Here is a 21,253-nt window from a genome sequence, read left to right as displayed (position 1 = left end):
GGCGGCCATCGGGGCCACCGGAAGGGTCGTGCTGGTCCACGGCGCCGTTGATGCCGGCAGGCTCCATCGGGGAGCCGCCCGCCACGCCGGGCCCAGACACGGAAAAAGCCGGCGGTCTTCCCACGCAGGGAGCCCGTCCGGCTTTTGTGCATTATCCGGGTTTAGGGGGACGGGGGCTACCCTGCCGGGGGGCCGTGCTGCGGGTTCAGGAATCGCGCGAAGAGCGGCCCCTCATCCGGCCTTCGGCCACCTTCTCCCCGCTCGCGGGGAGAAGGATGCGTGCCGGTGCGGGTCTGCTCGAAGAGCGGCCCCTTATCCGGCCCCGTACCACTTACGCGGCAGGCTCTTCGGGCACCTTCTCCCCGCGGGCGGGGAGAAGGAAACGCCAGGCGCCCCGCTCCTCCCCTTCTCCCTGCGAAGCGGGGAGAAGGTGGCCGAAGGCCGGATGAGGGGCGCCTTCCGATCCGCCGACGCGGCACTTCCGGATATCGTCAAGGCCCGCCGTGGACCGACGCTGCCTCCCACAGGAGGCAACATCATGCGAAGGAAAACAGACCACGCGCGCCAGCGTCAGCTACGACGCGACCAGACCGAGGCGGAACGCGTGCTGTGGCAACCCCTGCGTGACCGGCGCCTGTTGGGGTGGAAGTTCCGCCGGCAGCATCGGATAGGGCCCTACTTTGCGGACTTCGCCTGCGTGGAGGTGCGCCTCATCGTGGAGCTGGATGGCAGCCAGCATTTGACCCAACAGCGTCACGACGACGCGCGTACGAGCTTCCTGGAAACGCAGGGGTTCCGGGTGCTGAGATTCTGGAACGATGACGTGTTGCGCGATACGGAAGCGGTACTGGCCACAATCGCCACCGCGCTCGCCCCTCATCCGCCTTCGGCACCTTCTCCCCGCAGGCGGGGAGAAGGAAAGAGCGAAGCCGTAACGGCTCCCTTCCACTGCGAAACCAGTAGAAGGAAAGAGCAAAGCCGTGACTGCTCCCTTCTCCCTGCGAAGCGGGGAAAAGGAAAGAGCCAAACCGTGACGGCCCGTTCCACTGCAAAACCAGCAGAAGGAAAGAGCGAAGCGATGATTGCCCCCTTCTCCCTGCGAAGCGGGGAGAAGGGGCCGAAGGCGGATGAGGGGCGCTTTCCGATCCGCTGACGCGAATGCCGCGTCGCAAGCGACTCCTCAGCGCTTCAACACCCACAAGAACGTCAGCCCGAAGATCAGGATGAAGCCGCCGACCGCGCGCACCTGGCCGTCGGACATCTGCAGCAGTTGCACCACGGCGCGCTTCCATCCCGCGGGAATGGCGAACAGCACCAGGCCTTCGAGGATGGCGACCAGGCACAGGGCGGACCAGAGTTCGGACATGGGGGAAGTCCCGGCGCCGCCGTGATGGCGGGGCGATGGAGAACAGGGCTGAAACGGCACCGGCCGCCCTGGGGCGGCCGGTGGAGGAGGCTCAGCGGTCGCTGCGCATGTACTGGAGGAAGGGGTCGTCCTTGTCCAGCACGATCACGCCCTGCCCGTCCTTGAACGAGGCCCGGTAGGCCTCCAGGCTGCGCTGGAAGGCGTAGAACGCCGGATCGCGGTTGGCGGCCACGCCGTAGAGGCGGGCCGCTTCGGCATCGCCTTCACCGCGCAGCTTCTGCGCATCGCGCTCGGCTTCGGCCAGCAGCACCGCCACGTCGCGGTCGGCCTGCGCCCGCACGATCCGCGCCTGCTCGGCGCCCTGCGCGCGCAGGGCGCTGGCCACCTGGGAGCGTTCGGCGCGCATGCGGTTGTAGACCTGGTCGATGACTTCGCTGTCGGTCGGCAGATCGATCTGCTTGAAGCGGATGTCCACCACCTGCATGCCCAGGTTCTTGGCGCCGGCATTGATCGCCGGCAGCTGCTTCTCGATCAGCTCGTTGCGGTTGCCCGACACCAGCTGGGTGAGCGTGCGCGAGTTGATCTCGTTGCGCAGCGATTCCTTGATGATGGGTGCCAGGCGCTCGGTGGCCAGGTCGGCCTGGCCGCCGGTAGCACGGTAGAAATCGGCCGCGTTGACGATGAAGCCGATGGCGATGAAGTCGACGCTGACGTCCTTGCGCTCGGAGGTCAGCGAGCGTTCCGGCGGGAACTCGTTGGCGGTGAAGCGGCGATCGAACACCCGCGCGGTTTCCACCAGCGGCAGCTTGAAGTGCAGGCCGGGGCCGATCTCGCTGCGCACCACGCGACCCAGGTTGAGCACCAGGCCCACCTGCCCTTCGCGCACCACGTAGACCGAGCCCATCAGGCCCAGCAGTACGGCCACGGCGATGCCGACGATCAATGAAGTCTTCATGGCTGCGCCTCCTCACGGCCGGCCGGGCGCGGTGAGCGCACCGCATTGCGGGAACTGGACGGGGTGCTTTCCACGGGCGGCATCATTTCGGTGGGAATCACGCCCGTGGGCAGCTGGCCGGCGGACGAGCCGGCGGCATTGCCCATGGGCACGTAGATCAGCTGGCGGCTGTCGCCGCCGATCACCTTGCGGTTGTCGGCGAGCACCTGCTGCACGGTATCCAGCCACAGCCGCTTGCGGGTGACCTCAGGCGCGTTGCGGTACTCGTCCAGCAACAGGCTGAAGCGGGTCGCGTCACCGGTGGCGCGGGCGATGGCGGCGGTCTTGTAGCCTTCGGCCTGGGTACGGATCTGCTGCGAATCGCCGCGCGCCTCGGGGACGATCTTGGCCGCATAGGCACGCGCCTGGCTGACCACGCGCTCGTTTTCCTGCTGTGCGCTGTTGACCTCGTCGAACGCCGGCTTGACGGCTTCCGGCGGGCGGGCGTCCTGCAGGCTCAGTTCGGTGACGACCAGGCCGGTGCGGTAGGCCTCCAGCGAGGCCTGCAGCGCCGTGCCGGCGGTGGCGGACAAGGGGCCGCGATTGTTGAGCGCCGCGTCCAGATCGGAACGGCCGATCACTTCACGCACGGCGCTCTGCGCGGTCTGCTCCAGCACGCGGGTGGCGTCGGTGGTGCCGAACAGGAACAGCTTGGGATCGCCCACGCGGTACTGCACGTTGAACGACACGGTGATGATGTTCTCGTCGCGGGTCAGCACCGGCAGGCTGTTGCTGAAGGTACGCACGCCGGTGGCGTTGACCTTGGTGACGCTTTCGATGGGCCAGGGGAACTTGAAGTTCGGGCCGGGCTGCATGGTGCGGTTGTACTGGCCGAAGCGCAGTACCACGCCACGGTCCTGCTCGCCGATCAGCTGGAAGCTGGAGAACAGCACCAGGATGCCCACGCCCAGCAGCACCCAGCGCAGCGGATTGCCGCCGCCAGCGCCGCCGAACAGGCCGCGCAGGCGTTCGACCACATCGCCGATGCCGCCGCCCTGCCGGTTGCGCGGCTTCCAGCTGTTGTTCCGGTTGCCGTTGTTGCCAGATCCGCCGCCGCCACTGCCAGGGGTGTTCCAGGCCATGCCCACTCCGTATTGAAAGATTCGCGCGGCCGGGGCCGGCGCAGGTTTCGATTCTACTAGATAGGGGCGACCGGGCCCGGAGGCAAGGCCGGGAGGTCATGCGCGCCCCGGATTCGGGCCTTTGTAGGAGCGACGTGAGTCGCGACCGGGACACGTCCCGGCCATGACGAATGATCCTGCCGATCCGGCCGTGCGGTCGCGACTGACGTCGCTCCTACAGAAAGCAGGCAATCCCTACTGCCACTCCTCCCGCTCCATCTTCGGCAGCAGCGCCTCCAGCGGATGCCCGCCGGCCTGCGAAGCGAGCCGCTGCGCGTCGGCCAGGGCCAGGTCGAGGGTGACGCGCCAGCCGTTCTCCTCGAAGTCCTCCGCGAGCACCGCGCCGAGTGCGTGCAGGCGCGAGCGCAGGCGCGCCGAGTTCGCCGGCAGATGCAGTTCACCGCGCACGCGCTGGAAGCCCAGCCGCTGCGCCAGCGCGCCGCGCAGCAGATCGATGCCCGCGCCATCGCGCGCCGACAGCCATACCCGCTCGCGGCCCATGCCGGCACTGGGGGCGTCGCCTTCGTCCACGCCGGGGTCTGGCTGGTCGTGGCGCGGTTCGGCGCCTTCGATGCGGTCGATCTTGTTGAACACCAGCATCTGCGGCAGGTCGCCGGCGCCGATTTCCTGCAGCACCTCATCCACCTGTGCGATGCGCTCTTCGCGGTGCGGATCGGCGGCGTCGATGACGTGCAGCAGCAGGTCGGCTTCGCGCGCCTCGCTCAGGGTGGAGCGGAAGGCGGCGACCAGTTCGTGCGGCAGGTCGCGCACGAAGCCGACGGTGTCGGCCAATACCACGGCGCCGCCGGGCAGGCCGATGCGGCGCACGGTGGGGTCCAGGGTGGCGAAAAGCTGATCGGCCGCGTAGGCCTCCGCGCCGGTGAACATGTTGAACAGGGTGGACTTGCCGGCGTTGGTGTAGCCCACCAGCGCCACGCGCGGCAGTTCGCTGCGCACGCGGGCGCGGCGCATCTGGGTGCGCTGCACCTCGACTTTCTCCAGCCGCTTCTGCAACTGCTCCACCCGCTTCTGCAGCAGGCGGCGGTCGGTTTCCAGCTGGGTTTCGCCGGGGCCACGCAGGCCGATGGAACCGCCGCGCTGGCGCTCGAGGTGGGTCCAGCCACGCACCAGGCGCGTGGCCATGTGGCGCAGCTGCGCCAGTTCGACCTGCAGCTTGCCTTCATGGCTGCGCGCGCGCTGCGCGAAGATGTCCAGGATCAGCCCGGTGCGGTCCAGCACGCGTCGCTCGAGGAATTTTTCGAGGTTGCGTTCCTGGCCCGGAGACAGCGGGAAGTTGACCAGGATGAGATCGGCGCCGGTGGCATCGGCGGCGGCCTTCACTTCTTCCAGCTTGCCGCTGCCGATCAGCGTGGAGGGATTGGGGCGGTCGATGCGCGCGGTGAGCAGCGCGGCGATGGTGGCGCCGGCCGAGCGGGCCAGGTCGCTGAATTCCTCGGTGAGGCCGTCGTCGGGACGGCCGCCGGCATGCGGCTGAATCAGCAGCGCATGCTCGCCCTTGCGGGATCTTTCAAACAATGGGGTCGTGCCTCTTCACTAGAGGCACGCATTATCACGCGGTTTCGTCGTCGCCGCCTTCGGCGTCTTCGTCACCCTGCTGCACGTAGCCCCCGCCCGGTCCCACGCGCACGTTGCGCGCCGGCACCACGGTGGAAATGGCGTGCTTGTAGACCATCTGGCTGACCGTGTTGCGCAGCAGGACCACGAACTGGTCGAAGGATTCGATGGTGCCCTGCAGCTTGATGCCGTTGACCAGGTAGACCGACACCGGGACGCGCTCGCGCCGCAGTGCATTCAGGAAAGGATCCTGCAGGGATTGCCCCTTGGACATGACGTACTCCCGCCTTGCGTTCTTATAGTTAGGTATGTGGTGCCGTGCCGGGCCGACGAACAGCTCCCCTGTCGTCCCGGAGCCCCGATGTTACACAACATCGGCCCGGCGGGGCGTTGCCAAGTCAGGCAACGGGTCCCAATTCCGGACAATGTGACCCAAACGGCCCACGATCACGGCAGGAACAGGGCCAGTGCATCGTCCAGGCGGGCGCGATCGATGGCCGGATCGAACCAGCGCGCGTCCCGTTCTCCGCGCAACCAGGTCAGCTGGCGCTTGGCGAGCTGGCGGGTGGCGGCGATGGCGCGCTCACGGAACGCCGCCGCATCGCCCTGGCCGTCGAGATACTCCCACGCCTGGCGATAGCCCACGGCGCGCACTGCCGGCAGGTCGAGGGGGACGGCGACGGCCTGCATGCCGGGCAGTGCGCGCAGGCGGTGGACTTCGTCGAGGAAGCCCTGTTCGAGCATCAGGTCGAAGCGGCGCGCGATGCGCTCATGCAGCACGGTGCGGTCGGCCGGTGCGAGTACCAGCTTCAGCACGCGGAACGGCAGGCGCATGCCGCGTGCTTCGCGCTGCCATTGGCTGATGGGCTTGCCGGTGAGGCGGTACACCTCCAGCGCACGCTGGATGCGCTGCGGATCGGTGGCATGGATTCGCGCGGCGGCGGCGGGATCGACCCGGGCCAACGCCGCATGCAGGGCCGGCCAACCCTGCGCCTGCGCTTCCGCGGTGATCTCGGCGCGCAATGCGGCGTCCGCCGCCGGCATGGCGGCCAGCCCTTCGAGCAGGGCCTGGAAATAGAGGCCGGTGCCGCCGGCGAGGATCGGCAATCGTCCGCGCGACGCGATGCCGTCCAGCGCGACGCGTGCCTCCTGCGCGAACTCGGCCGCCGAATACGCCTGCCACGGGTCGCGCACGTCCAGCAGGTGATGCGGCACGCGCGCCTGCTCTTCCACCGTGGGTTTGGCCGCACCGATGTCGAGGCCCCGGTAGACCAGCGCCGAATCCACGCTGACGATCTCGCCACCGAAACGTTGCGCCACTTCCAGCGCGAACGCGGTCTTGCCCGACGCGGTCGGGCCCATGATGGCGATGGCGAGGGGACGGGCATCGAGCGGCATGCGGGTATTGTCGCATCCGTCCGCCACGCAGCCCGGCGTGGCGGCTGGGCCGGCCCTCTACTCGTCGTCGGGCCAGCGGATCGTCGGCGCGGCGGTCGGCTTGCGGGGCGCCGGGATGGCGGCGACGGCATTCCATATCTTCAACGCATCCACCGTGGCGGCCACGTCGTGCACGCGCACGATGGCCGCGCCGCGCTGCACGGCGATCAGGTGCGCGGCCACCGATCCGGCCACGCGATCAGCCGGCGCATTGCGGCCGGTGAGCTGCCCGATGCTGCGCTTCCGCGACAGGCCCGCCAGCACCGGCACGCCGAGCTCGACGAAGCGGTCCAGCTGCGCCAGCAACTGCAGGTTGTGCGGGGTGTCCTTGCCGAAACCGAAGCCGGGATCGATGACGATGTGCTTCTTGGCGATGCCGGCCATTTCGGCCGCGAAGATGCGCTCGGCGAGGAACCGGTGCACCTCGCCGACGACGTCGTCGTACTGCGCTGCGGCCTGCATCGAACGCGGCTCGCCCTGCATGTGCATCAGGACCACCGGTACGCCGAGCGTCGCGGCGGTGTCGAGCGCACCGTCGCGGCGCAGGCCGTAGACGTCGTTGATCATGCTCGCACCGGCCTGCACGGCGGCGCGCATCACGCCCGGCTTGGAGGTGTCGACGCTGATCGGCACCGCGACCTGCGCGGCAAGGCGCTCGATCACCGGTATCACGCGGCGCAGTTCCTCCTCCAGCGCCACCTCGTCCGCGCCCGGGCGCGTGGATTCGCCCCCGATGTCCAGCAGGTCCGCGCCCTCTTGCACCAGTTTCAACGCGTGCGCGACAGCCGCTTCCGTCGTGTCATGCGCGCCGCCATCGGAAAACGAATCCGGGGTGACATTGACGATGCCCATCACCTGCGGGCGGTCGAGCCGGAGGATGCGGCCGGCGCAGTCGAGCTGGGGGACGGTGTCGAACATGCGCTTCTCCCGATGTGCTGCGCGCATTGTAGAGCGCGCCCCGTTGTGGGAGCGACGCCAGTCGCCGCCCACCGTGACGGACGCGGCACGAGGAAGCATCGCGCCTCGCGTCGCTTCCGCCAGGCCGGAACGACGAAGGCCTGGCATGGCCAGGCCTTCGCGTCACGCGACGGGTGGATCAACGCGCCTCAGGTCTGCGCGGCCGGACCCCCGATCGGCGGCAGCGGACGCGACTCGGGCTTGTCGTCGTCCTTGCCCGTCTTGTTCCAGCCCATCGGCGGCGGCGGCTCGCGCCCTTCCATGATGGCGTCGATCTGCGGCACGTCGATCGTTTCGTACTCCAGCAGCAGCTGCGACATGGTGTGCAGCTTGTCCATGTTCTCCGTCAGGATCGTCTTGGTGCGCGCATAGGCGCGATCCAGGATGGCGCGGACGACTTCGTCGATCCGGCGCGCGGTCTCGTTGGAGACGTTCTTGTGCTGGGTGACCGACCGGCCGAGGAAGACTTCATCCTCTTCCTCGCCATAGGCGATCGGCCCCATCTCGTCGCTCAGGCCCCACTTGGTGACCATGTTGCGCGCCATCTTGGTGGCGCGTTCGATGTCGTTGGACGCGCCCGTGGTGACCTTGTCGGCACCGAAGATCAACTCCTCGGCGACGCGGCCGCCATACAGCGAACACAGTTGCGACTCGATGGCCACGCGGTTGAGCGAATACTTGTCGCCTTCCGGCAGGTACATCGTCACGCCCAGCGCGCGACCGCGCGGGATGATGGTGACCTTGTAGACCGGATCGTGCTCCGGCACCAGGCGGCCGACGATGGCATGGCCGGCCTCGTGGTAGGCGGTGAGCGTCTTCTCGTCCTCGCTCATCGCCATCGAACGGCGTTCGGCGCCCATCAGGATCTTGTCGCGCGCGCGGTCGAAGTGGTCCATGCGGACTTCCTTCGCGTTCTCGCGCGCGGCGAACAGGGCGGCCTCGTTGGCGAGGTTGGCCAGGTCGGCACCGCTGAAGCCCGGCGTGCCGCGCGCGATGACCATCGGCTCGACATCGTCCGCCAGCGGCAGCTTGCGCATGTGCACGCGCAGGATCTGCTCGCGGCCCTTCACGTCAGGCAGCCCGACCACGACCTGGCGGTCGAAGCGGCCTGGACGCAGCAGCGCCGGGTCCAGCACGTCGGGACGGTTGGTGGCGGCGATGACGATGACGCCTTCGCCCCCCTCGAAGCCGTCCATCTCGACCAGCAGCTGGTTCAAGGTCTGCTCGCGCTCGTCATGGCCGCCGCCGAGGCCGGCACCGCGGTGGCGGCCGACGGCGTCGATTTCATCGATGAAGATGATGCACGGGGCGTGCTTCTTGGCCTGCTCGAACATGTCGCGCACGCGGCTGGCGCCGACGCCGACGAACATCTCGACGAAGTCCGAACCGGAAATGCTGAAGAACGGCACTTTGGCTTCGCCGGCAATGGCCTTGGCCAGCAGCGTCTTGCCGGTGCCGGGCTGGCCGACCATCAGCACGCCGCGCGGGATCTTGCCACCCAGCTTCTGGAACTTGCCCGGATCGCGCAGGAACTCGACCAGTTCGCCGACCTCCTCCTTCGCCTCGTCGCAGCCGGCGACGTCCGCGAAGGTCACCTTCACCTGGTCCTCGCCCTGCAGCTTGGCGCGCGACTTGCCGAAGGACATCGCGCCCTTGGCACCGCCGCCACCGCCCTGCATCTGGCGCATGATGAAGATCCAGAAGCCGATGATCAGCAGCACGGGCAGGAAGTTCAGCAGGATCGCGACCAGCGAGATGCCGCTCTCGGGCTGCTCGCGGTCGATGGTGACGTTCTTGCTCAGCAGCGTGTCGACGAGCTTGTCGTCCTGCGGACCGTAGACCGTACCGCTCGAACTGTCCTTGCGCTTGAAGGCAATTGCGTTCGTGGCGAGGTTGCTCTCGTTGGTGAACTCCACCGAAGCTACACGACCGGATTCGACTTCCTGCAGGAACTCGGAATAGGTGATCGGCCCGCCAGTGGCGGTCGCTCCCCCCTTGGGCGAGAAGCTCTGGAAGACGACCATCAACACGACGGCGACGACTACCCACAGCAGAAGATTCTTGGTCAGGTCGTTCATCCTCATCGGCTCCGGCGTTCCTCTTTCGTAATACGCACTTTACGTCACCTTACTTGATCTGGATCCGCTTGCCCTGTCCCAGGGCATACACCTCGGGGGAGCGCTTGCGGGACGCGTCCGGTTTGCGGATCGCCACCTTGTCATAGCGGCGGCGAAGCTCGCGGATGTAGTCGTCGGAACCGGTGCCCTGGAACAGCTTGATCAGGAACGCCCCGCCCGGCTTCAGGTGGCTGTCGGCGAACTCCATGGCCAACTCCGCCAGATGCATCATCCGCGGCTGGTCGACCGCATCCACACCACTCTTATTGGGGGCCATATCCGACAGCACAAGGTCCACGGGAGCGCCGTCCAGCATGGCTTCCAACCGGGATAGGACGCTGTCTTCCCTGAAATCCCCATGAAGGAACTCCACCCCGGCCAGCGGCGGCATGTCGAGGATGTCCATCGCCACCACGCGGCCACTGTCGCCCAACGCCTGGCGGACGAACTGCGACCAGCCGCCCGGCGCGGCGCCCAGGTCGACGACGACCATGCCCGGCTTGAGCAGGCGATCGCGCTCCAGCAGTTCTTCCAGCTTGTAGGCAGCCCGCGACCTGAGGCCCTCGGCCTGGGCCTTTTTCACGTAGGGATCGGAGAAGTGTTCCTTCAGCCAGCGCTGGCTGCTCTTGCTGCGGGTGGCCATGTCGGCGAGGTCTCCGGGCACGCTGCGACGGGAGCCGCCGGAGCCGTTCGTGGGGGTGGCCATGATACCCTGATCACCCTTTTGAACCCGTACCGTGCCGCATGCCTGTTGCCCTGACCGCTGCCCAGACCCGTTTCCTGCGCGGCCAGGCCCACGACCTGAAGGCGCTGCTGCAGATCGGCAACAAGGGTGTCACGCCGGCCTTCATCGCCGAGCTGGATGCCGTGCTTGAGCAGCACGAACTGGTCAAGGTGAAGGTCGCCGGCGAGGACCGCGACGCCCGCGACGCGATGATCGACGACCTGGCCGACAAGGCCGACGCCGCCCTGGTGCAGCGCATCGGCCACACGGCCGTGCTGTATCGGCCCAGCAAGGAACGCCGGCACATCGTGCTGCCGCGCGGCTGATCCCGGCGCGGTCGCCCGCCATGCAACTGAACCACGAACTGCCCGACTACGCCTTCACCCTGCGGTCCGCCGACGGCCAGTCCGCCCGGGTGAACGACCGGACGCTGTCGGCCAGCTTCATCCTCTCGCCGCAGCAACTCGTCGAAGACTGGCCGGTACGCGACAGCGCTTCGCTTGCACCGGACGATCTGGCGCCACTGCTGGCGCTGAAGCCGGAAGTGGTCCTGCTGGGCACCGGCGAGCGCCAGGTGTTCCCGCCTGCAGCGGTCATGGCCGCGTGCCTGAGCCAGGGCGTCGGCCTTGAGGTCATGACGAACGCCGCCGCCGCCCGCACGTTCAACGTGCTGGCCAGTGAATCTCGCAAGGTCGTGGCCGGGTTCCTGCTGGCGCCACGCTGACCGCGTCATGGCGATGCGGCACCTGCTCCTGCTGCCCGCCATCCTGTTCGCCACCGCATGCACCCGGGCCCCACCGGATGCCGCGCAGCGCTACGACGATTGGCGGCAGGGCGCCGGCGCACAGAGCCTGACCGCTTACGAACGCATGCTGACCGACGCCGGTGTCGGTGATGTGGTGCCGATGCATGCGCTGTTGCGCTCCAGCCGTCGCTGGCGGACCTGCCAGGCGCCGGAGTTCCTGTTGCCCCCTTCCGACCACGCCGCCGCCATCGTGCCGACCCTGCGCGTGGTCGCGCAATTGCAGGCCCTGGGTATCGTCGAAGGCAGCAACGTGCGCTCCGGTTACCGTTCCGCCGCGCTGAACCGCTGTTCGGGAGGGAGCACGCGCAGCCGCCACCTCCTCAACACTGCACTGGACTTCGACCTCGCCGACGGCAGCCAAGCAAGCGTCCTGTGCGAGTTCTGGCGCACGCAGGGTCCGTCACTGGCGATGGGACTGGGCTTCTACACGCCGACCAGGATCCACATCGATACGTCCGGGCACCGTACCTGGGGCAACGACCACCAGCGCGGAACCTCGCTGTGCGCCACCGGCGCGGCGGGTCAGTCGACCGCGCGGGCCAACCGCGCCCGGACACCGTAGTGGTCGGACGGCCAGGCGCCCTGCGCGTCGGACTGGTCAAGGATGATGTCCGCGTCGAGGACGCGGAACGCCTTGCGCTGGGCGAAGACATGATCGATGCGGATCGGCGGATGACCCAGGTGCGTGTTGAGCGTGGTGTGCACCGGCGTGTTGGTGTCCACGCCCGCGTGCGCCTCGGAGTAGGCCTCGAGGAAGCGCGTGCGCAGCGGCGCCAGTTCCGGCGTGTCCGAACGCGTGTTGAAGTCGCCGCCGATGATCGAGGGTGCGTCACCGGCCGTCTCGTCGATCAGCGCGAGCACGCCCGCGATCTGTTCGGCACGTATCGCCCCGCCCTCCGGCTTGTAATGCAGATGGGTCACGTAGACGTTCAACGGCATCCCGTGCACCGTCGTCCGCACCCAGCCCGCATTCCGGTAATCGTCGAGTGGCGCGAGCTTCACTTCACGCGACTGTTCGATCGCGCCCTTGACCAGGATGGCGTTGCCATAGCGCCGTGGCTGTTCCGGTGCGTCGGCCGAGAAGAACCGGTACCGGTAGCCGAGGCGTGAGGCCAGCACCTGCGCCTGGTTGGGCAGCGCGGCATCCTGCAGCACTTCCTGCAACACGATCACGTCCGGCGACAGCGCTTTCAACCCGGCGACGATCATGTCCTGGCGATGGGGCCAGTCCTGCTTGTCGTGCCACAGGTTGAGGGTGACCACGTCGATGGTCGACACCGCCGGTGCGCTGCGTGGCCGCTGGCAGGCGACCAGGGCCACCACTGCCATCAGCCCCAACGCCATCAGGGCCCGCTTCCGCCATATCGACACGGTCATCGGCACGATACTCAACGCGCGGGGAGATACTGCAGCGGATCGACCGGTTTGCCGTTGTGGCGGATCTCGAAGTGGAGCATCTCGCGCGATGCGCCGCTGCTGCCCATTTCCGCGATCTGCTGGCCGGCCTTGATGTTCTGGCCTTCATTCACCAGCCGCTTGCGGTTGTGGCCGTATGCGGACAGCCAGGCTTCGTTGTGCTTGATGATGATCAGTTCGCCATAGCCCACCAGGCCGGCGCCGGAGTACACCACCACACCGTCCGCCGCCGCGCGCACCGCCTGGCCACTGCTGCCTGCGATATCGATACCCTGCTTGGTGGCATCTCCTGCGACGAAACGTCCGATCAGATGACCTTCCGCCGGCCAGCGCCACGAGAATCCGGCGTTCGCCGGCGCTGGCGGCGCGACAGGACGCGTGACCGGTGCGGGCGGTGTCGGGCGCGTGGTCGCGCCGGTGACGGGCTTGGGGGGCGTGGTCGTCGCGGTGGGCCGGCTGCCGGCGCTGCCCGGATACAGCTTCAGCGATTGCCCGGGGTAGATCGTGTAGGGCGGCGCGATGCCGTTCCAGCGCGCGAGGTCGTTGACATCGACCCCATTGCGGAATGCGATGCCGAACAGGGTATCGCCGCGCTGCACGCGCACCGTCGCACCCGGCTTGGCCTGCGAAGGTTTGCGGGTCGATGACGAGGACGGCTCGCGCACCACCGTGGTCGAGCAGGCGCCCAGCATCGCCACGGCAAAACCGATCATGAGGGCGCGCGTCATTCGATTGCGGGAGCGGAGCGTCGTGGTCATGCGTGGAGTCGTTTCCTCAAGGCGTGGCTTGGCGGCCTCAGCCGGTCAATCGCTGGAACAGTTCGCGCACCGCGACGCCGCCGCCGCCGATCAGTACGCTGAAGTAGATGATCGTGCCGATGTTGGCCAGATGGCCCAGCAGGATCGCACCCCCGTCGCGCTGGATGAAACCGATGGCGTAGAGCAACAGCGCCAAGGCTGGCAGGGTATTGCTGAATGGCACGAATCCGAACGGCGCCATCAACAGCAGTGCGGCCAGGATGAAAGCAAGATTGTTGAGCGTCCCCTGCCCCGCACCATCGACGAAAAAGCGCAGGCGGCGCGGCCGGCTGATCTTCTCCATCCTGCGGACCCATACGAGTCCGCCGATCAGGCCCGGTCGCAGGCGATCGGCCGGCAATGCCTTGTCCTTCACGCGCGCCGGCAGCCACAGCGGGCGGTTGATCAACCGGCTTACCCCGACCAGCAGGATGGCCGCGCCGAACACGGTGCTGACGCCCGGGATCGACACCGGGATCAGGAACACAAGCGTCAGCAGGATGGTCAGCAACAGCAGCCCTTCGTCGCTGAAGACATCCAGCAGTTCGCCCAGGCTCAACGTGTCCGGCGGAAGGCGCTCGATGATGTCCGCCAGTTGCTCGCCCAGCGAAGCCGCCTGATCGAGCGCATCTGCGTCGTGTTGCGGATCCGTCACGCCGCTCAATCCAGGGTTCCCGACAGCAGCGGCACGAAGACCACGGGGGCCAGCGTGGTTTCTTCCACGCTGCCATCCGGGCGCTTCAGCAGGCGCACCAGGGATTGCGAACCACTGCCGCCGACCGGCGCGACAAGTTGCCCGCCCACGGCGAGTTGTTCCACCAGCACGGGCACCAGCGCGGGAGCGGCGGCGGTCACGATGATCGCATCGTACGGACCGTGCTCGGCCCAGCCGATGCGGCCATCGTCGTGCTTGCTGCGCACGTTCATGCCCAGCTGGCGCAGGCGCTTGCGGGCTTGCCGCAGCAGGTCGCCGATGCGCTCGACGGTATGCACTTCGAGCCCGAGCATGGCGAGCACTGCAGCCTGGTAACCCGAACCCGTGCCGATCTCCAGCACCTTCTTCGGCGAGGTCTCCAGCAGCACTTCGGTCATCCTCGCCACCACCCAGGGCTGGGAAATGGTCTGGCTGTGGCCGATCGGCAGCGCCGTGTCCTCGTAGGCGCGCGTTGCCAGCGCCTCATCGACGAACAGGTGACGCGGCAGCGTGCGGATGACATTGAGCACGCGCTCGTCGGTGATGCCGGACTCGCGCAAGCGGTCCACCAGGCGATCGCGCACGCGCTGGGACGTCATGCCCATGCCGACGGCCTCGGGCTGCAGACGCAGCCGCGGCGTCATGGGGCGTCCTCGAGCGCGGCAGTCAATCCGCCCACCCAGCCGGCGACCTTCTCCAGCGCCTGATAGCGCGTCAGATCGACGTGGATCGGTGTGATGGAAATATGGCCGGTACGCACGGCATGGAAATCGGTGCCGGGGCCTGCGTCCTGCTCGCGCCCCGCGGGACCGATCCAGTACACGGTATGGCCGCGCGGGTCAGGCTGCGGCACGCAGGGCTCGGAGCGGTGGCGGTTGCCGAGGCGGGTGACCTCGAAGCCCCGCAGGTCGGACCAGGCGAGGTCGGGGACGTTGACGTTGAGGATGGTGTCAGCCGGCAACGGATCGGACTTCAGCCGGGCCACGATCTCCACCGCAGCGCGCGCGGCGGTTTCGTAGTGCTTCGCATCGTGGTTCCGGGTGACCAGCGACATCGCCACCGCCGGCAAGCCGAGGAAGCGGCCTTCCATCGCCGCCGACACCGTGCCGGAGTAGATGACGTCGTCGCCCAGGTTGGCCGTGTTGTTGATGCCCGACACCACGATGTCGGGCTCGAACTCCAGCATCCCGGTCAACGCCAGGTGCACGCAGTCCGTCGGCGTGCCTGCCACGCTGCAGGTGTAGTGATCGATGCGCTTGAGCCGGATCGGCAGGTCCAGCGTCAGCGAATTGCTGGCGCCCGAGCGGTCGCGGTCGGGGGCGACCACGTACACTTCGTGGCCCGCACTGCGCAGGCCTTCTGCCAGGATTCGGATGCCGGGGGCGTCAACGCCGTCGTCGTTGCTGACCAGTACGCGCATGGGTTTCCTCGGGGACGGCCCCATGATACCGGAACCACGCCGCAGCTTCCCGCGCTTGCGTCACGTGCCGATGCCGCTACGCTGACGACATGTCCCGCCCCACGCCTCCCGACGACGATGACGCCGCGCTGTTCCGCGATGCGATCGGCGAGGTGCGACGGCTGCAGGAAGCGCCGCCACCGCCACGCAAGGCGCCGCCGAAGCCTTCGGCGCGCATGGCCGATCGCGACGAGCACGAAGCGCTTGGCGAGTTCCAGCGTGGCATGGAATCCCTGGATGTACGCGCCGCCGGTGATGTATTGAGCTACCGCCGCGAGGCGCTCTCACCGCGCGCCTTCCAGCGCCTCAAACGTGGGCAGTTCTCGGTACAGGACGAACTGGACCTGCATGGCGCCACCGCGCTGCAGGCGGAGGGCCTGCTACGCCGGTTCTTCGCGGAAGCGCATGCGCATGACCATGGCTGCGTGCGCGTGATCCATGGCAAGGGCCAGCGCTCCGAAGGCGATGCACCGGTATTGAAGAATCTCGTGGACCGGGTATTGCGCCAGCGCGCGGACGTGCTGGCGTTCCATTCGGCACCGCCCACGCAGGGCGGCACGGGGGCGGTCCTGGTATTGCTGGCACGAAGCCGCAGCTGATCAGGACGCCCCTGCCGCCGCTCCGACAGGCATGGGCGTCGACCACTCTGGGGCCAGACTCACTGCTTGTTGGCAGTGCTGTCCTCGATCCGCGGGGGATTCACCCACGTCAGGTGGATGCCACGACGCTTGGCGATCCGCTCGACATAGGCGATGTACTGCTGCTCGGCGGTCAATTGACGCTGGGCGGGCGGCGGCGAACTGGCGGTTCCACGCGTACTGGCGCATGCGGCCAGCAAGGCGCAGACGGACAACACAACTGCAAGGCGAAGCATGGTGTTCATGGCGACCCTCCGGCGTGTGGAAAGAACCTGTGGGGCGCCCTCCAGCGGTCTGCAGCCGGCACGTCGCTGGCGACGCCTGTTTCCGCTTATACGCCTGCTGGACGGCGCTTCCAGTGTCTTCAGTCGCGTTCCGACGGACGGTCTTGCGGCTGCGACGCATCCCGCGTCGAACCCAGTTCGTGGAGCACCGCCGTCGCGTAACTCCCCGGCGGCAAGGCGAATGCCAACCGCAGCACATCCGTCGACAGCCATTGCCAGGCCAGGCCGTCGGGCCGCAATCGCAACGAACGCCGCTCCTGCTTCAGCCCTTCGCGCTCCAGCCCGGCCCGCATCGCGGCCGCATCATCCCCCTGCAGCGCGCGCTCCTCGCAAAGGCGTGCCGCGGCCTGCACACGCGGCTCTCCCTGGCCCCACAACGGACCGGAGGGATGGATGTCGAAACCGGCCAGCCGCTGTGCCAGCGCATCGCTCCAGGGTTCCGGTCCGAACACGCTGCGGCTGCCCGCCAGCGTCCAGACTTCGCCCTCCAGCCCCCGATTCCAGCTGCCATCGGCGATCCGGGCCGCCAGCACCCGGTTGAACAAGGCCGAACGCGCCGCCGACAGCAGTATCGAGCGTTGTTCGCGACGCACCCGCCGACCCGCGAACATCGCCAATGCCGCCGCGACATTGCCGCCGTCGCGACCGAATCGCTGTTCGCCGAACCAGTTCGGGAGGCCATGCAGGGCGATGTCGCGCAATCGCGCCTCAATGGCCCCGGCATCGCCAACGACATCGCGCAGCACCAGCTCGAAGCGATTGCCCGCCAAGGCTCCGCGCGGGAGCTTGCGCGAATGCCAGGTCGACTCGATCACCGCCAGATCGTCGGAGGCAAGAGCCGCCAGATCGGGCGCCGTCTTGCGCGGCAGATGGACGCTGAAACGCTGTCGCGTGACCGCGTGCCGATCCTTCAGGCCCGCATACCCCACGCCCATCTCCGCGATGCCCGCCCATGCGGCGATGCGCTTGGCCGCGAACTGGGTGTTCATGCCGCGCTTCTCGACCGTCAGCAGCAGGTGCTCACCCTCGCCGGAAGGCGCGAAGCCGGGCAATTCCTCCACGAAGAAGTCTTCCGGCGCGTTGCGCATGGTCGCGGACAGCACGGATGCGCCGAACGCACGGGGCAGCTCTTCGCTCACGCCTTCACCAGCAGCACGACCGCCTGCGCCGCGATGCCCTCGCCGCGGCCGGTGAACCCCAGCGTCTCGGTGGTGGTGGCCTTGATGCTGACGGCATCGATATCGATGCCCAGGTCTTCCGCCACGCATGCCCGCATCGCACCGGCATGCGGGCCGACCTTCGGCCGCTCGCAGACCACGGTCACGTCGGCGTTGCCGACGCGCCAGCCCCGCCCGCCGATGAGGGCGTTGCAATGGCGCACGAATGCACGGCTGTCCGCCCCTTTCCAGCGGTCATCCGACGGCGGGAAGTGCAGGCCGATATCGCCCAGCGCCAACGCGCCCAGCATGGCGTCGCACAGCGCATGCAGCACCACGTCACCATCGCTGTGCGCGAGCACGCCGCGTTCATGGGGCACGCGCACGCCTCCGAGCATGACATGGTCGCCATCGCCGAAGGCGTGCACATCGAAGCCCTGCCCGATGCGGATGTTCAATGAGTCGGACATGTCGTTCCCGGTTCGGCGTCAGCGATCGCGTTGTGCCAGTTCGTAGGCGAACCGCGCCAGGTCCGCCGGCGTGGTGATCTTGAAATTGCTTTCGGAGCCTTCCACCAGCAACGGCCGCAGGCCCAGGCGCTCCATCGCCATCGCTTCGTCGGTGACTTCCACACCGTCGGCCGTGGCGGCCTCCAAAGCACGGGTCAGCTGCAGACGGCGGAACAACTGCGGGGTGAAGGCACGCCACAGCCGCTCCCGCGGCTCGGTGGCATCGATGCCGCCATCGTCGCCCGCACGCTTCAACGTGTCGCGCACGGGGGCGGCGAGGATGGCGCCGACCGGATCGTTGCGGCCGCGTTCCAGCAGCTGCGACAGGTCTGCGAGCGACAGGTTCGGACGCGCGGCGTCGTGTACCAGCACGAAGTCATCCGCGCGCACATCGCCCGGCAGCGACTGCAGGCCGGCCAGCACGGACGCCGCACGGCTCGCACCCCCGATACAGGCGCGCACCGGTTTGCCCGCGAACTCGGTCCAGCGCGGCCAGTCCGGGTCGTTCTCGGAGACCGGCACCACCGCACCCTCCACCGCGTCATGCGCGAACAGGGCCGCCAGCGTATGCGCAATCAGGGGCGCGCCATCGACAACGAGATACTGCTTGGGAAGCTCGCCGCCGAAGCGCGTACCGCGTCCGGCGGCAGGCACGACGGCCCAGATGCGGGCCATCAGGGAACGGGCTCCGCGACATCACCGTCGCTTCCCGCCTCGTCACTGGTCGCGACCGGTGTCGGCGCCGCCGGTTCGACCACGCGGTAGAACTTCTCGCCCGGCTTGATCATGCCCAGCTCGCTGCGCGCGCGCTCCTCCACCGCCGATTCGCCGGACTTGAGGTCCTCGACTTCGGCGGCGAGGGCGTCGTTGCGCTCCTGAAGGCCGGCATTTTCGCGCTTCTGCGCCTCGACCTGCTGCTCCAGCGCGACGACCTGGCCGGAACTGCCCACGCCGAACCAGAACTTGTACTGCAGCCATCCCAGCAGCAGTACGAGCACCAGCAGCAACCAGGGCGCCTTGCGCATGGATTACTTCTTCAGCGACACGAAGGCGTTTCGACCGGCATAGCGCGCCTTGCCGCCCAGCGCTTCTTCGATGCGCAGCAGCTGGTTGTACTTGGCCACGCGGTCGCTGCGGCACAGCGAACCGGTCTTGATCTGCGTGGCCGTGGTGGCCACCGCGATGTCGGCGATGGTGGTGTCCTCGGTTTCGCCGGAGCGGTGCGAGACGACCGACGCGTAGTTGGCGTGGTGCGCCATCGCGATGGCTTCCAGCGTTTCGCTGAGCGTGCCGATCTGGTTGACCTTGATCAGGATGGCGTTGGCGGTGCCGGACTCGATGCCTTCCTTGAAGATCTTCGGGTTGGTGACGAACAGGTCGTCGCCGACCAGCTGCACCTTCTTGCCGATCCGGTCGGTCAGCAGCTTCCAGCCAGCCCAGTCGTCCTCGGCCAGGCCATCCTCGATGGTGATGATGGGGTATTGCGCGGCCCAGTCGGCGAGGAAGTCGACGAACTGCTCGCTGGTCAGGCGCTTGTTCTCGCCCACCAGGTGGTACTTGCCGTTGTCGAAGAACTCGCTGGAGGCCACGTCCAGGCCCAGCAGCACATCTTCGCCGGCCGTGTAGCCGGCCTTGCCGATGGCTTCGAGGATGGTGTCCAGCGCCTCGACGTTGCTGCGGAAGTCCGGGGCGAAGCCGCCTTCGTCGCCAACCGCCGTGCTCAGGCCGTGGCCCTTCAGCACCGACTTCAGCGAGTGGAAGATCTCGGTGCCGGCACGCAGCGATTCGGCGAACGAATCGAAACCGACCGGCAGCACCATGAACTCCTGGAAGTCCACGTTGTTGTCCGCGTGCGCACCGCCGTTGATGATGTTCATCATCGGCACCGGCAGGGTGACGTCGTTGCCGTTGGCGAGGTGCTGCCACAGCGGGATCTTCTTCGACGCCGCCACCGCATGCGCGTTGGCCAGCGACACACCCAGCAGCGCATTCGCGCCCAGGCGACCCTTGTTCTCGGTGCCGTCCAGATCGATCAGGCGGCGGTCCAGGCCTTCCTGGTCGGTGGCGTCGAACCCATGCAGCGCGTTGGCGATGGGGCCGTTGACGTTTTCCACCGCCTTGCGGACGCCCTTGCCCAGGTAACGCGTCTTGTCGCCATCACGCAGTTCGACCGCTTCCTTGGTGCCGGTCGAGGCGCCGGACGGCACCATCGCGCGACCGAAGGAACCGTCGTCCAGCGTGACCTCGGCTTCGAGGGTGGGATTGCCGCGGGAATCGAGGATTTCGCGGGCGTGGATCTTGGCGATCTGGGTCATCGTGTCGTGTGCTCAGCTCAGAGAGTGGATTCGAGGAAACCGTTCTTCTTGGTGATGCCGTCCAGCGCCAGCAGGGTTTCCAGCAGCGCTTCCATCTTGTCCAGCGGCCACGCGTTCGGGCCATCGGACAGGGCCTTGGCCGGATCCGGGTGGGTCTCGGCGAACAGGCCGGCCACGCCGACGGCGACGGCCGCGCGCGCCAGCACCGGCACGAATTCGCGCTGGCCGCCGGAGCTGGTGCCCTGCCCGCCCGGCAACTGCACCGAATGGGTCGCGTCGAACACCACCGGGCATCCGGTATCGCGCATCACGCTCAGCGAGCGCATGTCGCTGACCAGGTTGTTGTAGCCGAAGGACGCTCCGCGCTCGCAGACCATGATGTCCTGGTTGCCCGTGGACTTGGCCTTGTCGACGACCGGCTTCATGTCCCACGGCGACAGGAACTGGCCCTTCTTGATGTTGACCGGCTTGCCGGCGGCGCAGACCTTCCGGATGAAGTCGGTCTGGCGGACCAGAAAAGCGGGCGTCTGCAACACGTCGACGACGGCCGCGACTTCATCCATCGGCGTGTATTCGTGCACATCCGTGAGCACCGGCACGCCGACCTGCTTCTTCACGGCGTCGAGCACCTTCAGGCCTTCCTCCATGCCGGGACCACGGAAGCTGGTGCCGGAGGTGCGGTTGGCCTTGTCGAAGCTGGACTTGAAGATGAAGTTCATCCCCAGCTTGCCGGTGATTTCCTTCAGGCGGCCGGCCACGTCGATCTGCAACTGCATCGACTCGATCACGCACGGACCGGCGATCAGGAAAAGGGGCTGATCCAGGCCGACGTCAAAACCACAGAGTTTCATGCATTCACCTTTGGTCAGAGCCCCTCTCCCCCCGGGA

The 21,253-nt window shown here is 67.7% G+C and carries 25 protein-coding genes and 1 pseudogene; 5 read left to right on the top strand and 21 right to left on the bottom strand.

Features of this window, described 5'->3' with window-relative positions:
• Positions 1 to 538: 538 nt before the first annotated feature.
• Positions 539 to 871: pseudogene (locus AC3DET_RS08370) on the top strand (endonuclease domain-containing protein); the annotation flags it as partial.
• A 309-nt stretch (positions 872 to 1,180) separates the two neighbouring features.
• Here the strand turns inward: AC3DET_RS08370 and AC3DET_RS08365 are convergent.
• From AC3DET_RS08365 to rlmE, 9 genes are all read right to left on the bottom strand, one after another.
• Positions 1,181 to 1,366: a DUF2065 domain-containing protein gene (locus tag AC3DET_RS08365; protein ID WP_192201544.1), complete on the bottom strand. Its 186-nt coding sequence runs from the start codon at positions 1,364 to 1,366 to the stop codon at positions 1,181 to 1,183.
• A gap of 91 nt (positions 1,367 to 1,457) precedes the next feature.
• Positions 1,458 to 2,321, bottom strand: coding sequence for a protease modulator HflC (gene hflC / locus AC3DET_RS08360; protein WP_337731127.1), 864 nt, complete (start codon positions 2,319 to 2,321; stop codon positions 1,458 to 1,460).
• The gene (gene hflK / locus AC3DET_RS08355) at positions 2,318 to 3,442 is read right to left on the bottom strand and encodes an FtsH protease activity modulator HflK (RefSeq protein ID WP_337731128.1); all 1,125 of its coding nucleotides are present in this window, start codon (positions 3,440 to 3,442) and stop codon (positions 2,318 to 2,320) included. Before hflK ends, hflC begins: the two co-directional genes overlap by 4 nt.
• 234 nt (positions 3,443 to 3,676) lie before the next feature.
• A complete protein-coding gene (gene hflX, locus AC3DET_RS08350; RefSeq protein ID WP_488391320.1) occupies positions 3,677 to 5,017 on the bottom strand; it encodes a ribosome rescue GTPase HflX in 1,341 nt (446 codons plus the stop codon).
• A 34-nt stretch (positions 5,018 to 5,051) separates the two neighbouring features.
• Positions 5,052 to 5,330, bottom strand: coding sequence for an RNA chaperone Hfq (gene hfq / locus AC3DET_RS08345; protein ID WP_062355623.1), 279 nt, complete (start codon positions 5,328 to 5,330; stop codon positions 5,052 to 5,054).
• A 173-nt stretch (positions 5,331 to 5,503) separates the two neighbouring features.
• The gene (gene miaA / locus AC3DET_RS08340; RefSeq protein WP_488391319.1) at positions 5,504 to 6,454 is read right to left on the bottom strand and encodes a tRNA (adenosine(37)-N6)-dimethylallyltransferase MiaA; all 951 of its coding nucleotides are present in this window, start codon (positions 6,452 to 6,454) and stop codon (positions 5,504 to 5,506) included.
• Between the two features lie 57 nt (positions 6,455 to 6,511).
• A complete protein-coding gene (folP, locus tag AC3DET_RS08335; protein ID WP_488391318.1) occupies positions 6,512 to 7,411 on the bottom strand; it encodes a dihydropteroate synthase in 900 nt (299 codons plus the stop codon).
• 188 nt (positions 7,412 to 7,599) lie between these two features.
• Positions 7,600 to 9,528, bottom strand: coding sequence for an ATP-dependent zinc metalloprotease FtsH (gene ftsH / locus AC3DET_RS08330; protein ID WP_277726796.1), 1,929 nt, complete (start codon positions 9,526 to 9,528; stop codon positions 7,600 to 7,602).
• 49 nt (positions 9,529 to 9,577) lie between these two features.
• Positions 9,578 to 10,210: a 23S rRNA (uridine(2552)-2'-O)-methyltransferase RlmE gene (rlmE, locus tag AC3DET_RS08325; RefSeq protein WP_192202383.1), complete on the bottom strand. Its 633-nt coding sequence runs from the start codon at positions 10,208 to 10,210 to the stop codon at positions 9,578 to 9,580.
• Between the two features lie 101 nt (positions 10,211 to 10,311).
• Here rlmE and yhbY point away from each other — a divergent pair, with 101 nt between their 5' ends.
• The 3 genes from yhbY to AC3DET_RS08310 are packed head-to-tail and all read left to right on the top strand — an operon-like array spanning position 10,312 to position 11,658.
• Positions 10,312 to 10,617 carry a ribosome assembly RNA-binding protein YhbY gene (yhbY, locus tag AC3DET_RS08320; RefSeq protein ID WP_192201551.1) on the top strand — a complete coding sequence of 102 codons (306 nt, stop codon included), beginning with the start codon at positions 10,312 to 10,314 and terminating at the stop codon, positions 10,615 to 10,617.
• A gap of 20 nt (positions 10,618 to 10,637) precedes the next feature.
• On the top strand, positions 10,638 to 11,015 hold the full coding sequence (locus AC3DET_RS08315; RefSeq protein ID WP_446538651.1) for an Mth938-like domain-containing protein: 378 nt from the start codon (positions 10,638 to 10,640) through the stop codon (positions 11,013 to 11,015).
• Between the two features lie 7 nt (positions 11,016 to 11,022).
• Positions 11,023 to 11,658 carry a D-Ala-D-Ala carboxypeptidase family metallohydrolase gene (locus AC3DET_RS08310; RefSeq protein WP_488391317.1) on the top strand — a complete coding sequence of 212 codons (636 nt, stop codon included), beginning with the start codon at positions 11,023 to 11,025 and terminating at the stop codon, positions 11,656 to 11,658.
• Here the strand turns inward: AC3DET_RS08310 and AC3DET_RS08305 are convergent.
• Genes AC3DET_RS08305 through surE form a run of 5 tightly spaced genes read right to left on the bottom strand, consistent with a single transcriptional unit; the run spans position 11,619 to position 15,423 of the window.
• Positions 11,619 to 12,473, bottom strand: a complete 855-nt coding sequence (locus AC3DET_RS08305; protein WP_488391316.1) for an endonuclease/exonuclease/phosphatase family protein — start codon at positions 12,471 to 12,473, stop codon at positions 11,619 to 11,621. The genes AC3DET_RS08310 and AC3DET_RS08305 overlap by 40 nt on opposite strands.
• Positions 12,474 to 12,484: 11 nt before the next feature.
• Positions 12,485 to 13,270 carry a peptidoglycan DD-metalloendopeptidase family protein gene (locus AC3DET_RS08300; RefSeq protein ID WP_488391315.1) on the bottom strand — a complete coding sequence of 262 codons (786 nt, stop codon included), beginning with the start codon at positions 13,268 to 13,270 and terminating at the stop codon, positions 12,485 to 12,487.
• A gap of 37 nt (positions 13,271 to 13,307) precedes the next feature.
• Positions 13,308 to 13,964: an exopolysaccharide biosynthesis protein gene (locus AC3DET_RS08295; protein ID WP_337731136.1), complete on the bottom strand. Its 657-nt coding sequence runs from the start codon at positions 13,962 to 13,964 to the stop codon at positions 13,308 to 13,310.
• Positions 13,965 to 13,969: 5 nt separating this feature from the next.
• Positions 13,970 to 14,647 carry a protein-L-isoaspartate(D-aspartate) O-methyltransferase gene (locus AC3DET_RS08290; RefSeq protein ID WP_298121883.1) on the bottom strand — a complete coding sequence of 226 codons (678 nt, stop codon included), beginning with the start codon at positions 14,645 to 14,647 and terminating at the stop codon, positions 13,970 to 13,972.
• Positions 14,644 to 15,423, bottom strand: a complete 780-nt coding sequence (surE, locus tag AC3DET_RS08285) for a 5'/3'-nucleotidase SurE (protein WP_192201558.1) — start codon at positions 15,421 to 15,423, stop codon at positions 14,644 to 14,646. The genes AC3DET_RS08290 and surE overlap by 4 nt, the downstream gene beginning before the upstream one ends.
• A gap of 89 nt (positions 15,424 to 15,512) precedes the next feature.
• On the opposite strand from surE, the gene AC3DET_RS08280 reads away from it, so the two are divergent.
• Positions 15,513 to 16,061 carry a Smr/MutS family protein gene (locus AC3DET_RS08280; RefSeq protein WP_488391314.1) on the top strand — a complete coding sequence of 183 codons (549 nt, stop codon included), beginning with the start codon at positions 15,513 to 15,515 and terminating at the stop codon, positions 16,059 to 16,061.
• Between the two features lie 59 nt (positions 16,062 to 16,120).
• On the opposite strand, the gene AC3DET_RS08275 is transcribed toward AC3DET_RS08280, so the two are convergent.
• The 7 genes from AC3DET_RS08275 to kdsA form a co-directional block, all read right to left on the bottom strand.
• A complete protein-coding gene (locus tag AC3DET_RS08275; protein ID WP_192201560.1) occupies positions 16,121 to 16,345 on the bottom strand; it encodes an outer membrane protein assembly factor BamD in 225 nt (74 codons plus the stop codon).
• Positions 16,346 to 16,464: 119 nt separating this feature from the next.
• Positions 16,465 to 17,523, bottom strand: coding sequence for a tRNA pseudouridine(13) synthase TruD (gene truD / locus AC3DET_RS08270; RefSeq protein ID WP_488391313.1), 1,059 nt, complete (start codon positions 17,521 to 17,523; stop codon positions 16,465 to 16,467).
• Positions 17,520 to 18,011, bottom strand: coding sequence for a 2-C-methyl-D-erythritol 2,4-cyclodiphosphate synthase (gene ispF, locus AC3DET_RS08265; protein WP_488391312.1), 492 nt, complete (start codon positions 18,009 to 18,011; stop codon positions 17,520 to 17,522). Before ispF ends, truD begins: the two co-directional genes overlap by 4 nt.
• 18 nt (positions 18,012 to 18,029) lie before the next feature.
• Positions 18,030 to 18,725, bottom strand: coding sequence for a 2-C-methyl-D-erythritol 4-phosphate cytidylyltransferase (gene ispD, locus AC3DET_RS08260; RefSeq protein WP_446538658.1), 696 nt, complete (start codon positions 18,723 to 18,725; stop codon positions 18,030 to 18,032).
• Positions 18,725 to 19,075 (bottom strand): cell division protein FtsB, encoded by a 351-nt coding sequence (gene ftsB, locus AC3DET_RS08255; protein WP_192201563.1) that lies wholly within the window; start codon positions 19,073 to 19,075, stop codon positions 18,725 to 18,727. The genes ispD and ftsB overlap by 1 nt, the downstream gene beginning before the upstream one ends.
• Before the next feature lie 3 nt (positions 19,076 to 19,078).
• A complete protein-coding gene (gene eno, locus AC3DET_RS08250) occupies positions 19,079 to 20,365 on the bottom strand; it encodes a phosphopyruvate hydratase (protein WP_192201564.1) in 1,287 nt (428 codons plus the stop codon).
• Positions 20,366 to 20,382: 17 nt separating this feature from the next.
• Positions 20,383 to 21,216 (bottom strand): 3-deoxy-8-phosphooctulonate synthase, encoded by an 834-nt coding sequence (kdsA, locus tag AC3DET_RS08245; protein ID WP_337731140.1) that lies wholly within the window; start codon positions 21,214 to 21,216, stop codon positions 20,383 to 20,385.
• Positions 21,217 to 21,253 lie beyond the last annotated feature (37 nt).

It is taken from the genome of Pseudoxanthomonas sp. 97-1-1 (assembly GCF_057773125.1).
Note: the sequence above shows the minus strand (reverse complement) of the source record. Positions and strands in the feature narration are given on the sequence as shown.